The 12,920-nt window shown below is 38.2% G+C and carries 15 protein-coding genes; 1 reads left to right on the top strand and 14 read right to left on the bottom strand.

Going from position 1 to position 12,920, the window contains the following annotated elements:
• Positions 1-84: 84 nt before the first annotated feature.
• From acpP to ACFFIX_RS07315, 10 genes are all read right to left on the bottom strand, one after another.
• Complete coding sequence (acpP, locus tag ACFFIX_RS07360) at positions 85-318, bottom strand: acyl carrier protein (RefSeq protein ID WP_378932092.1); 234 nt, start codon at positions 316-318, stop codon at positions 85-87.
• Positions 319-441: 123 nt separating this feature from the next.
• Positions 442-1,182 carry a 3-oxoacyl-[acyl-carrier-protein] reductase gene (fabG, locus tag ACFFIX_RS07355; protein ID WP_378932090.1) on the bottom strand — a complete coding sequence of 247 codons (741 nt, stop codon included), beginning with the start codon at positions 1,180-1,182 and terminating at the stop codon, positions 442-444.
• A 12-nt stretch (positions 1,183-1,194) separates the two neighbouring features.
• The gene (gene fabD, locus ACFFIX_RS07350; RefSeq protein ID WP_378932088.1) at positions 1,195-2,133 is read right to left on the bottom strand and encodes an ACP S-malonyltransferase; all 939 of its coding nucleotides are present in this window, start codon (positions 2,131-2,133) and stop codon (positions 1,195-1,197) included.
• Between the two features lie 19 nt (positions 2,134-2,152).
• Complete coding sequence (gene plsX, locus ACFFIX_RS07345) at positions 2,153-3,154, bottom strand: phosphate acyltransferase PlsX (RefSeq protein ID WP_378932086.1); 1,002 nt, start codon at positions 3,152-3,154, stop codon at positions 2,153-2,155.
• Positions 3,138-3,746, bottom strand: a complete 609-nt coding sequence (gene fapR, locus ACFFIX_RS07340; protein WP_378932084.1) for a transcription factor FapR — start codon at positions 3,744-3,746, stop codon at positions 3,138-3,140. Before fapR ends, plsX begins: the two co-directional genes overlap by 17 nt.
• A 101-nt stretch (positions 3,747-3,847) precedes the next feature.
• The gene (gene recG, locus ACFFIX_RS07335; RefSeq protein WP_378932083.1) at positions 3,848-5,896 is read right to left on the bottom strand and encodes an ATP-dependent DNA helicase RecG; all 2,049 of its coding nucleotides are present in this window, start codon (positions 5,894-5,896) and stop codon (positions 3,848-3,850) included.
• Positions 5,886-6,776, bottom strand: a complete 891-nt coding sequence (gene sdaAA, locus ACFFIX_RS07330; protein WP_378932082.1) for an L-serine ammonia-lyase, iron-sulfur-dependent, subunit alpha — start codon at positions 6,774-6,776, stop codon at positions 5,886-5,888. Before sdaAA ends, recG begins: the two co-directional genes overlap by 11 nt.
• A gap of 75 nt (positions 6,777-6,851) precedes the next feature.
• On the bottom strand, positions 6,852-7,514 hold the full coding sequence (gene sdaAB / locus ACFFIX_RS07325) for an L-serine ammonia-lyase, iron-sulfur-dependent subunit beta (protein ID WP_378932081.1): 663 nt from the start codon (positions 7,512-7,514) through the stop codon (positions 6,852-6,854).
• 212 nt (positions 7,515-7,726) lie between these two features.
• Complete coding sequence (locus ACFFIX_RS07320; RefSeq protein ID WP_378932080.1) at positions 7,727-9,379, bottom strand: fatty acid kinase ATP-binding subunit FakA; 1,653 nt, start codon at positions 9,377-9,379, stop codon at positions 7,727-7,729.
• A gap of 17 nt (positions 9,380-9,396) precedes the next feature.
• Positions 9,397-9,759, bottom strand: coding sequence for an Asp23/Gls24 family envelope stress response protein (locus ACFFIX_RS07315; protein ID WP_378932079.1), 363 nt, complete (start codon positions 9,757-9,759; stop codon positions 9,397-9,399).
• Positions 9,760-10,037: 278 nt separating this feature from the next.
• Here ACFFIX_RS07315 and rpmB point away from each other — a divergent pair, with 278 nt between their 5' ends.
• The gene (rpmB, locus tag ACFFIX_RS07310) at positions 10,038-10,226 is read left to right on the top strand and encodes a 50S ribosomal protein L28 (RefSeq protein WP_378932078.1); all 189 of its coding nucleotides are present in this window, start codon (positions 10,038-10,040) and stop codon (positions 10,224-10,226) included.
• Positions 10,227-10,333: 107 nt separating this feature from the next.
• On the opposite strand, the gene spoVM is transcribed toward rpmB, so the two are convergent.
• The 4 genes from spoVM to rsgA all read right to left on the bottom strand — a co-directional run bounded on the left by spoVM (position 10,334) and on the right by rsgA (position 12,902).
• Positions 10,334-10,414 carry a stage V sporulation protein SpoVM gene (gene spoVM, locus ACFFIX_RS07305; RefSeq protein WP_101565213.1) on the bottom strand — a complete coding sequence of 27 codons (81 nt, stop codon included), beginning with the start codon at positions 10,412-10,414 and terminating at the stop codon, positions 10,334-10,336.
• Between the two features lie 162 nt (positions 10,415-10,576).
• Positions 10,577-11,224, bottom strand: coding sequence for a thiamine diphosphokinase (locus ACFFIX_RS07300; protein ID WP_378932077.1), 648 nt, complete (start codon positions 11,222-11,224; stop codon positions 10,577-10,579).
• A 143-nt stretch (positions 11,225-11,367) separates the two neighbouring features.
• Positions 11,368-12,015, bottom strand: coding sequence for a ribulose-phosphate 3-epimerase (gene rpe / locus ACFFIX_RS07295; protein ID WP_378932076.1), 648 nt, complete (start codon positions 12,013-12,015; stop codon positions 11,368-11,370).
• Between the two features lie 2 nt (positions 12,016-12,017).
• Positions 12,018-12,902, bottom strand: a complete 885-nt coding sequence (gene rsgA / locus ACFFIX_RS07290) for a ribosome small subunit-dependent GTPase A (RefSeq protein WP_378932074.1) — start codon at positions 12,900-12,902, stop codon at positions 12,018-12,020.
• Between the last annotated feature and the right edge of the window lie 18 nt (positions 12,903-12,920).

The following is a 12,920-nucleotide window of genomic DNA, read 5'->3' as shown; positions in this document are numbered from 1 at the left end:
TAAGAACCTCCATCACAATCCACTACGTGTTCATTCCTTAAAAGGGATAAAGCCCCGCTATATTAACGGGACTTTGAAGCAACATTACTGTTGGCTCTGTATGTAGTTAACAGCGTCACCCACTGTACCGATTTTTTCTGCATCTTCATCAGAAATTTCCATGTCGAACTCGTCTTCTAATTCCATAACAAGTTCCACTACATCTAGGGAATCTGCCCCAAGGTCATCTTTAAATGAAGCTTCTAACTTTATTTCTGCTTCATCAACACCTAAACGGTCGATGATAATCTTTGTTACACGTTGTAATACCTCTGCCATAGTATTTCACCTCCCCTCAAGTATTATAGAGTATTTCTTTTTAAAAAACTAGCGGACATTTAAAGTTCTATCCGTTTTTCAGAAAGAAACTTTTAGAAATGAGTTTTCACACAATCTCTTAGCTTACATCACCATACCGCCGTCCACATGTAGTGTTTGCCCTGTCATATATCTACTTTTTTCTGAGGCAAGAAAGGTTACAATGTTTGCGATGTCACTTGGTTCTCCTAATGAAGCAAGTGGGATTTGTTTTAACATTTCAGTTTTCATTTCTTCAGTTAACTTATCGGTCATATCCGTGGTGATAAAACCTGGTGCCACTGCATTAGCAGTAATGTTACGAGAAGCTAACTCTTTTGCGACTGTTTTGGTTAAACCAATTACACCTGCTTTAGCTGCTACATAATTTGCTTGTCCTGCATTCCCGCTGACACCAACAATTGACGCAATATTAATAATTCGACCATTGCGTTGTTTCATCATTTGACGAGTTACGGCCTTAGTACATAAAAACACACCTTTTAAGTTTGTATTAATTACGTCATCCCACTCGGTGTCTTTCATTCTCATTAACAGGTTGTCCCTTGTGATGCCAGCATTATTCACAAGAATATCTAGACTACCAAAACGACTGATCACTTCTTTTACCATTTCTTGAACAGATTCCGCGTCAGCCACATCTGCTTTTATAGCAAAAGCATCACTACCTATTGCTTTAATTTCATCAACAACTTCATTTGCCATTACTTCATTTCCTGCATAATTAACAGCAACACGAGCACCATTTTTTGCTAGATCAATGGCAATTGCGCGTCCGATCCCACGTGAAGCGCCTGTCACGAGTGCGACTTTGTTCGTTAGCATTATGATTCCTCCTTAGCTTTTTAGCTTCTCGACAGCAGCTTCAATTGATTCTAAATCAGAAACTGCCAAAGTCATTACTGAACGGTCTATTTTTTTCACGAGCCCTGATAGAACTTTTCCAGGACCAATTTCTATGAATGTGTTTACACCTAGTTCAATCATTGTTCTAATTGATTCTTCCCATTGAACGGGTGAGTATAATTGTTTAACGAGCAACTCTTGTATTTCGTCAGGATTTGTAACTGGTTGTGCAGTTACATTTGCAAGCACCGGTATATCCGCCTTTTGAAAAGACAGCTCAGATAAAACTTGCTTTAATTTAGATGCAGCAGGCTCCATAAGCTGAGAATGAAACGGTCCACTAACTTCTAGTGGGATTGCGCGTTTTGCACCTTTTTCTTTAGCTAGTAATGAAGCTTTTTCAACACCTTCTGCGCTACCAGAAATAACAATTTGTCCTGGGCAGTTTAGGTTTGCTAATTGAACTGGATGCCCACTTTGAGTTATTTCTGCGGTAATTTCTGTTAAGGGCTCTGAATCCATACCAAGAATAGCAGCCATTGCACCTATGCCTGCAGGTACGGCCTCATCCATAAATTCACCGCGTTTTTTTACAGCAAGTACAGCATCTTCAAAGCTCAATACACCAGCAGCTACTAAGGCGGTGTATTCACCTAAGCTATGACCTGCAACGTAGTCAGCTTGAAAACCATATGTTTTAAAATGCTCCAACACCGCAATACTTGTTGTTAATAAAGCAGGTTGAGCATTGTATGTAAGGGTTAATGTATCTTGCGGTCCTTCAAAGATTACTTCTGTTAACGTTTCTGCTAATTTTTTATCAGCTTGCTGAAAAATGGCTGTTGAAACAGGCACTTTATCAAATAGCTCTCTTCCCATACCGACCACTTGAGAACCTTGGCCAGGAAATAAAAATGCAATCTTCCTCATCGTTTCTCTCTTCCCCTCTCTATTTAGCGTCAGAGTTGTCTAATACTTCAACTGTTTGACGAATTGTTTCTGATACATTGTTCGCGACCATTTCTCTTGTTTGACGAATCGCATTGTAGACTGCATTTGCATTAGAAGAACCATGTGCTTTAATGACAGGTGCTTTTAAACCAAATAGACCAGCACCACCATATTCTGAGTAGTCCATCTGGTGTTTAATCCCTTTTAATTGTGGCTTTAGAACGGCTGCAGCTAGCTTCGATGTCAGATTACTCGTTAAAGCGGTTTTAAGCATCGAAAAGACTGAAAGAGCAGTACCTTCGATTGTTTTTAGTGCAATATTTCCTGTAAAACCATCTGTCACGACAACATCTGCTACACCTTCTAACAAGTCACGAGACTCGACATTACCGATAAAATTCAAATTAGAGCTTTTTAACAGCTCAAAACTTTGTCTTGTTAATTCATTCCCTTTTTTTTCTTCTGTTCCTATATTTAGTAATCCAACACGAGGATTTGTAATTCCTCGAACCTTTTCAACATAAACAGATCCCATTATGCCGTACTGTAATAAATGCTCCGGTTTGGCATCAACGTTTGCGCCGACATCTAGCATTAAAAAACCTTTCCCATCTATCGTAGGTAGTGTCGGAGAAAGAGCAGGACGATCAATTCCGTCAATTCGACCAACTACAAACAATCCAGCAGTCATTAGTGCTCCGGTATTCCCGGCAGAGATACAACCATCCGCGCGACCTTCTTTTACTTCATTTGCCATCAGCACCATGGAAGCATTTTTTTTTCTTCGAACTGCTCGAACAGGTTCATCCGTAGCTTCTATCACTTCATCCGTGTGGATGATTGAAATTCGCTCTTGTTTAGTTAAGTATGTTTTTATTTTTTTTTCGTCACCTATAAGCGTAATCTCTAAATCCTTGAAGGCCTCAACTACTTTCATTGCTCCCTCTACGATTGATTTAGGTGCATGATCACCGCCCATTGCGTCAATTGCTAATTTCATGTGTTTTACCTTCCTTTAAGGAATGATTGAGTTGATTAGATCGGTACATTTTAAATTCTCCCAGAAAAACAAGCTCGTTCGCTACATAACTGTGAACAGACACTAATGTTCGCCCTTTTTGATCGTCAACTGATGTCACTTTTGCTTTAGCAATCACGCGCTCATTTTCTTTAACCTGCCTAGTAAACCGAATGTTCGCTTTTGCTGTTAATGCTAATTCATCATTAATAACTGCAACCGCTAACGAATTTGCTTGAGCGAAGATGTGGTGCCCCCGAGCAATTTGATTTCTGCTAAATACATGTTCTTTCGTCACTTCTAAAATTGATATCGCTGAATCATCAAGCTGTAGGTCAATTACTTCTCCAATTACTTCATCTATGGGTAATGAACGAACTTCATCGTCAAGCTTTTTCTCAGCAACATGTTTAATTCGTTCACGTAATTCTGGAATTGATAACTCTAAACGGTCAAGGCGTATTGTTTGTATACTAACTTCAAACTTTTCTGCTAGTTCTTCATCAGTTGTAAATGGCGTTTCAATTATTGCTTCAATCAATAATCGTTGCCTCTCTTTTTTATTTCTTTTCATATGTATAACACCGTCCGAACTATTAAGACTAGGTACTAATAGTAGTATATAGTTTAAGAAAAGAGATTGCAAGAATGTTTTGCAACCCTATCTTCAAGTCATTAATCTAATTTTCCCCCGTCTAGTATTCCTGAATTGCTTAAGTACTCTCTCAAATTTTGATAGATATCCTCTTCCCAAAAAGCAGCAGAATTGATTAGTGTTGCAGCATCATTTCTGGCAACTTCTAAGGCACGATAATCATGAACCATATCGGCTACTTTAAAAACAGGCATGCCACTTTGTTTTTTTCCAAAGAAATCACCTGGACCACGAAGTTCTAAATCTCTTTCTGATAACACAAATCCATCATTTGTTTCCGTCATGATTGTCATTCTTTCCTTACCAGTTTCCGATTTAGGGTCTGCTAGTAGGATGCAGTAAGATTGCGCATCTCCTCGTCCAACACGTCCTCGTAACTGATGAAGCTGAGAAAGTCCAAATCTCTCTGCGTCATAAATGACCATTACTGTAGCATTTGGGACATTCACACCTACCTCGACAACTGTCGTTGAAACCAATAGCCCTAGCTGATTTTCACTAAATTCTCTCATCACTTGTTCTTTTTCATCAGAGCTTAGTCTTCCATGCATAAGTCCCACAGAAAAGCGATCTTTATAAAAGTATGTTAGCGTACTGTGAACATCTATCGCGTTTTGATAATCAAGCTTTTCTGACTCTTCAATTAATGGGCAGATAACATAAGCTTGACGTCCTTGCTTTAATTCCTTTTCAATAAAGTGAAGAATTCGATCGAGCATGTTAGGTTTTACCCAGTAAGTCTCAATTGCTTTTCTTCCCGCTGGTAGTTCATCAATTATGGAAACATCCATTTCTCCAAAAGCTGTGATCGCAAGTGTTCGTGGAATTGGAGTGGCTGTCATAAATAAAACATCAGGGTTTTCGCCTTTTTCACGTAATACTTTTCTTTGTCCTACTCCGAAGCGATGCTGTTCATCTGTGATTACTAGCCCTAATTTATTAAAATTTACTTCATCTTGTATTAATGCATGTGTTCCTACTAGGATATCAATCGATTGGTTTTCAAGCTCCTCTAATAAATGACGGCGTTTTTTACCTTTAACAGAGCTTGACAATAAGGCAATCTTAACGTCCACATTTGCAAATAGTTGAAAAAGTGACTCCGCATGCTGCTCAGCAAGTATCTCGGTCGGGACCATTAAGGCGCCTTGATATCCCGAAAGAATCGCTGCATATAATGAAATAGCAGCGACGACTGTTTTACCTGATCCAACATCACCTTGTAATAGACGGTTCATTCGATAGGGAGATTTTAAATCAGCAGTAATTTCATTGACTACACGTTTTTGGGCAGTTGTCAGTGGAAACGGGAGAGTGTAAACAAACTCTTCCAGTTTGCTATCGGAAAACTGGTGAGAGATTCCATGTGACTGTTCGCGTTGTATTTTTCTTAACGCTTGCATCTTTAACTGAAATAAAAGGAACTCTTCATAGACAAATCGTCTTCTCGCCTGCTTTAAGTCATTGGGTTCTAGAGGGAGATGCATCGTTTTTAAGGCTTCTTTTCTAGGTAGAAGCTTGTACTGAATTCGGAGATGTTCAGGAATATTTTCGACTACTTCCTCTTGAAACTCTTTTAGCGCGAGTGCAATAAACTTTCTAATTCCTTTGACCGTAAGCTTACCTTTTACAGAATATACGGGTTCAAGGTCTGTAGATTTTTGATGGGGGCCAAACGTTATTTCTTGAACGGTGATTGTTTGTCTATGCTTGTCCCATTTACCTGTAATAGTAACGGTTGAACCGAGTACAAGGCGACTTTTATAATAGGGCCGGTTAAAACAAACAGCAGTGATTAAGTACCTTCCAATAAGAACACGAATTGTTAATCTGGAGCGTTTTTTTCCAAAATAGGTAAGAGAAGGTTCACTATGGATCTTCCCTTCAACTGTTACTCGTTCATCGTGTTTCACATTCTCAAGATCCCTCAATTGATAATCTTCATATCGGTAAGGAAAATATTCAAGCAAATCTTCAATCGTCACTATGCCTACATCGTTAAGTAACGTTTCGGTCTCATCCCCAATACCCTTTAACGTTGAAATGGATTCTTTCAGTTTATTCTTCACTTTTGCCCAGCGATATACCAAAAATCTTAGCTTCTAGCTCTCGACCTGTTGGAGTCGCTGCCAACCCTCCTTGCGCTGTTTCTTTTAAAGCAGTTGGCATGGCTTGACCGATTTTAAACATTGCATCAATCACTTCATCACACGGTATTCGACTTGTTATCCCAGCTAAAGCCATATCTGCTGCCACCATAGCATTTGCCGCACCCATTGCATTTCGTTTAACACAAGGTACTTCAACCAAACCAGCAACAGGATCACAAACGAGCCCGAGCATGTTTTTCAAGGTAATTGCCATTGCTTCAGCAGCCTGACTAGGTGTTCCACCCGCTAGTTCAACAATCGCAGCTGCGGCCATCCCAGACGCGGAGCCTACTTCTGCTTGACATCCACCTGCTGCACCAGAAATAGAAGCATTGTTGGCCACAACAAAACCAAAAGCACCTGATGTAAATAAAAATTCGACCATTTCTTTACGAGTAGGGTTTAACGTTTCTTTTACAGCAAATAGAGTTCCGGGTACCACTCCTGCTGAACCTGCCGTTGGAGTCGCACAGATCGTGCCCATCGCTGCATTTACTTCATTTGTAGCAACAGCCTTACTAACTGCGTCTAGTATCGGTTTCCCCGATAGAAAAGATCCTTTTTCAATATATTTTTGCATTAATACTGCATCTCCGCCAGTTAATCCTGAGTGAGAGCTTACACCCGCTAAACCCCTTTCAACCGCTTGTTCCATTACAGTTAAGTTTTTATCCATTTGCTCAAAAACTTCTTCACGAGACCTACCCGTTACCTCGACTTCTTGGTCAATCATGATGTCTGCAATTTTTTTTCCTTTGCTTTCAGCCAGTTCAACCAATTCTGCTACGTTTCGAAACAAGATTCATCTCTCCTTCATTAGGCCGTTCATTTCACGCCAGTTATCTTCGCTTCTGCGAGGAAAATACATTAAGTGTTATTCTGCTATCTTGGTTACTTGTAAAATATTTGGTAACGTTTTCAATTCGTCAATAACCTGTTGATCCATATTCTGATCCACTTCGATCGTCATTAATGCCAGTTGCCCTTTTTCCTTACGCGAGACGTCCATATGCCCAATATTAATGGCATGTTTAGCGAGGATATTCGCAACTGCCGCAATAGCACCATACCGATCATTGTGAACAACTAATATCGCTGGGTGATTTCCAGATAGTTTTAATTCAAAACCGTTCAATTCTGTGATTTCAATTTTCCCTCCACCTATTGAGATCCCAACTAACTCTAATTGACCTTGATCATCTCCAATTATTAACCGTGCAGTATTAGGATGATCTGTAATGGCATCTTCTTCTATAAAAGTAATCTTCATACCTAGTTTTTTTGCAATTTGCAAAGAAGATTTGATTCGTTCATCAAATGTATCGTAATCTAGTAAACCCCCAACTGTTGCAACATCTGTTCCATGGCCTTTGTATGTTTTAGCAAAAGAACCATAAAATGAAATTGTTGCCCACTTTGGTTGTCTGCCGAATAAACTTCTTGCGACACGACCTATTCTTGCAGCGCCTGCAGTATGAGAACTTGAAGGACCAATCATAACTGGACCGATTATGTCAAAAACACTTCTATACTTCATGAAATCCCCTTTCACTAATCACTATATTTATTAAATCAATCACAATTTTCTCCCTGTCTCAGTTTAACAGAAGAAGAATCCTTGTGTAAAAACCTTTATTCAAACAAAAGAAATAGAAGGGGATCCCCCTTCTATTTCTTTTGTTTAATTATAATTATTTAAACAATAAAATTGCTTTTATTCAAAATAAAAGTACTTGCACAATAGCATCTTTATTCCACTGAGAAAATATAAGAATAAAGCGGTTGTTTTCCTTCATGAACTTCAATTTCAATGTCACTAAAGTTTTCCTCTACAAAGGCAACAATACTTTGTACTTCCTCGTCATTCGAATCTTCCCCTTGAATGATCGTTAAAATTTCATCATCTTCAGTTAGGATTTCCGTTAGAAGTTTCTTTGCTGCTTCTAATTGATGTTGATCTGTCGTAACGATTTTCCCATCCGCAATTCCCATGAAATCATCTTTAGCTATATCAAGTCCATCAATATTCGTATCACGAACAGCATACGTGATTTGTCCGGTTTTCACAGAATTCAGTGCAGCTTTCATAGCCGGTTCATTCACTTCAGGAGTTGCAGTTGGATTAAAAGCGAGCAAAGCAGCCATTCCTTGTGGTACTGTTTTCGTTGGTATCACTAAGACATTTTCTTCCACAACTGAAGCTGCCTGTTCTGCTGCCATGACAATATTAGAATTGTTCGGAAGTATGATGATGTTTTCCGCGTTTACATCTTTAATAGCCTGAACAATGTCTTCTGTACTTGGATTCATTGTTTGGCCGCCCTCAATGACGGAATGTGCGCCAATACTTCTAAAAAGCTCAGCAATTCCTTTACCCATAGTAACCGTTACAATTCCATATTTTTGTTTTTCTTTAGTTTCTACTTTTGGTGCTGATCCCACAATGTCAGTATGCTGCTGTCTCATATTTTCTATTTTCATGTTAATTAAGCTACCATATTTCTGACCGTATGAGAGCACTTCACCCGGATGTTCAGCATGAATATGTACTTTTACAACTTCTTCATCAGCTATCACTAATAATGAATCTCCAAACTCACTTAAGTCTTGTCTGAAGTTTTCTTCATCAAAAGATGCGTTTTTATCTTCAAATCGGACCATGAATTCTGTACAATATCCGAATTCAATATCTTCTGTATTCATATGACTCTGAACACTTTTGTGATGTTCTGCATTAACTAGTTCATTCATGGAAGGAAATGACGATTGTATATCAGCTACTTTTTCACCCTTAAGCTCGGCTAAAAATCCTTCATATACAAAAACTAGCCCTTGACCACCACTGTCGACTACACCTACTTCTTTTAAAACAGGTAGTAAATCAGGAGTTCGGATCAAAGATGCTTTTGCTTCTTCAAGAATCGCTTCCATTAAATGAACTAAGGAAGTTTCCGTTTTTGCTTTCGCAACCGCTGCCTTCGCAGAATCTTTCGCTACGGTTAGGATCGTTCCTTCAACAGGCTTCATCACAGCTTTATAAGCCGTGTCTACACCTGATTGCAAGGCATTCGCAAATTCGACACTATTAATAGACTGCTTTTGTTCAATTGCTTTTGAGAATCCTCTGAACAATTGAGACAAGATGACTCCAGAGTTTCCTCTTGCACCCATTAGTAAGCCTTTTGATAATGCGATCCCTACTTTACCGATATGCTCAGAACTATTTGCTTGTACTTCTTTTGCACCAGATGTCATTGATAAGTTCATATTCGTTCCAGTATCACCGTCCGGTACTGGGAACACATTTAAAGCATCGACTATTTTTGCATTATTCGATAGGTGGCTTGCCCCTTGCAATATCATCTCTGCAAAACGCTTACCATCTAAAGTTGTAATTGACACAGCCCTTTTCCTCCTTACTACGGGTTCGTAACACGAACACCTTGCACGAAAATATTAACAGATTCTACTGCAAGTCCAACCGTTTGATCCAACGTATATTTAACTTTTGTTTGAACATTATGTGCTACTTCAGAAATCTTCGTTCCATAGCTTACAATAATGTACATATCAATGTTAATATTGTCTTCATCTTGACGAACAATAACACCACGGCTGAAATTTTCTTTACGTAAAATGTCCGTTATACCATCTTTTAGTTGACTTTTAGATGCCATTCCAACAATACCATAGCAGTCAATTGCTGCTCCCCCTGCAACCGTTGCAATGACCTCATTGGATATATCAATTTGTCCGTACTTTGTTTTTAATTCAATGGACATGTTGGTTCCCCCTTAGCTATTGTTCTCATTGGCTATAGCTATTTTACTATAAGTATGAGTTTTTTTAAAGCAATTATCCATACTAGCTGTAAGTTAGACATCATTATACATATACATCATACCATGATTAGGTGTGTCAAGGAGAAATTCTTGAAAGCTTTAGCTCTGAAGTGTTGCAATATAGAAGTGGTTATGATAAATTATTAAAGTATCTCATGACATTTGACATGATTGATCTATGTAAATATGGTAGTTTTTTTTGGTTAGGAGGGAATTATATGGCACGTGTATGCGCTGTGACTGGTAAAAAAACTTCGTCTGGAAACGCTCGTTCCCACGCGATGAATTCAACAAAACGTACTTGGGGAGCAAACCTTCAAAAGGTTCGTATCTTAGTAAACGGTAAACCAAAAAGAGTATATGTTTCTGCTCGCGCTCTAAGATCTGGAAAAGTTGAGCGTGTATAACTAAAAGCTACTTAGCTGATTAGTTGTATCGTTTCCATAGTACAGAATAGTTATCACTAACATAATAGAGCTAAGAAAAAAGCACCGGTTGACCGGCGCTTTTTTTCTTAGTCTTTTTTAAATGAACCGAGCATTGCTCGTATAATTCCACCCAAGAACTTCGGTAACTTGATTGTATAAAATTTCATCTTTTCCCTCCTCAACCAATCGTTCATTGAAATTACTTTTTAAAAAGTGCCTCATATAAGTTTCATCTTTGATCTTGACACGAAGAATAAATCAGTTCTGTAGCATTATATTCAACTTTTAAAAAATAATGACGCATGATTGTGTTGTTTTACTTAGAAGGCTTAATCCTTACTTCTTATACCTAATAATATGCCGTCAAGAAACGAAAAAGTACCTGCTTGATGAATGAGTTCATTACTAATACATAATGTGGATCCTAGCTCGATTTGACAAGAGGTTAGAGGATATTTAAACCCCTTAAGAGTAATTCCTTTAACTTTTTCACTTACGGGTAGAAACGAAATATATTTTTTGTCTGCCAATTTTTTCATTTCATATGTACCTGGTTGATAAAGCCTCATTTGATTTTGACGATCTATCACTTCTATTGTTTTGTTTATATTCTTATATTTTATTAATAATTGAATGTTTCCCAACATATGATCGATTCTTCCACCGGTCGCTCCAAACAAGATAATTTTTGAATACTCTTGTTGTTGCACGGCCCAGTCTAAAGCTAGCTCTGTATCCGTTTTATCTTTCTCAGCAGAAAAAATTGACAACTGGGGAGATAATTTTTTTAAATTTTCTTTTTCACTATCTGAAATTGAATCAAAATCACCAAAAGCATGGTATGGATCTATGCCTGCATTGATTATATAAAGAAGTCCTTTATCGATTCCAATCCATTTTGTCTCTTCATTGTTGAAAGCATTTAAATCAGGTAATTCTTCCAATGGTCCTCCAGCGACTAAAGCCAAGGTCTGCATGTGTTTCTCCCTTCTAGTTGACATAATACTATTATGTTTTCTTGAACACGACTACAAAAAAAGTTGACTCATCAGTAAGTCACTATTACTCCCTTTCTGTGAGAATATAGAACTTAAGAGCCAACCTTGATTTTCAATAAGAATTAATTTCCTCTAATTTCAGAAATCGCTTTATGGCGATCTTTTTGACTATAAATCGCAGATCCCGCCACAAGAACTGTAGCGCCTGCTTCAACACAAAGCTTGGCCGTCTCTTTATTTACTCCCCCATCTACTTCTATTTCGATGGATAGATTTTTTTCTTTGATAATTTCCGACAAAGCTTTAATTTTTGGTAGAACTTGTGGAATAAATGTTTGTCCACCAAAGCCAGGATTCACAGTCATTAGAAGGACAAGATCAAGATCTTCTAGTACATGCTGAATCATTTCAATAGGAGTATGTGGATTTAAAACAACTCCCGTTTTTATCCCGAGTTTCTTTATTTGCTGAATCGTTCGGTGAAGATGATTACATGCTTCTACATGAACAGATATAAGGTCAGCACCGGCTTTAGCAAAATCCTCAATATATTGATCAGGATTTTGAATCATTAGATGTACATCCAATGGAAGTTTTGTTACTGGCCTTATTGCGTTAACAATTAGTGGACCTATCGTAATATTTGGCACAAAATGACCGTCCATTACATCAACGTGGATATAGTCTGCTCCGCCTAGCTCAACGTCTTTAATGTCATCTTCGAGTCTGGCAAAATTAGCTGAAAGAATAGATGGTGCAATTTTTACCATTGCTAGTACCTCGGCTTTCTATCTTTTATTTCTTCTAGGAACGTTAAATAATGCTCGTAGCGGTAATTAGCTATTTCACCTTTTTCGAGAGCATCCTTAACTGCACACTTAGGTTCTTTGACATGTGTACAGCCTCTGAACTTACAATTTCCACTACGTTCTCTCATTTCCGGAAAGCAGTAAGAGAGTTCTTCTGCTTCAATGTCTGTAAAATCAAGAGAACTAAAACCAGGAGTATCGGCAACAAACCCCGAACCCACAGGGATTAACTCAACATGTCTAGTCGTATGTTTTCCACGTCCTAAATGAGATGAAATGTGATCGGTTTTCAACTCAAGTTCCGGACGCAAAACATTTAGCAACGATGATTTTCCAACTCCAGACTGTCCTGCAAAAACTGAGATTCTTCCATCTAAATAGGGTGATAACTCCTCGATTCCGGTCGTTTCAACAGTAGAAGTTAATAAAACCTTATAACCAATGGCTTCATAGTCTTTCGCGAAGTCTAAAACTTCTAGCTTTACTTTTTCAGAATTAATTAAATCCATTTTGCTAATGACAATAATCGGTTCTATGTCGTTCGCTTCGATTAACACAAGAAATCGATCCAATAAAGTTGGACTAAAACCAGGTTCGACGGCTGAAAAAACCAAGATGGCTTGATCTACATTTGAAATCGGTGGACGAACGAGTTCATTTTTCCGATCAAGTACTTCTAATAGATATCCTTCTTTGTCATTTTCAGCTTGATAAATAACCTCATCACCGACGAGTGGATTCACTTTATTTAATCTGAAAACACCACGAGCTCGGCATTGAATATATCTAGCAGCATCTTGTACGTAGTAAAAACCACTTAGAGCCTTAACGATTTTCCCTTGTGGCATAGATTTCCTCCTTAATTG

This window comes from Metabacillus herbersteinensis (assembly GCF_042433335.1).
GTDB classification, from domain to species: domain Bacteria; phylum Bacillota; class Bacilli; order Bacillales; family Bacillaceae; genus Metabacillus; species Metabacillus herbersteinensis.
Note: the sequence above shows the minus strand (reverse complement) of the source record. Positions and strands in the feature narration are given on the sequence as shown.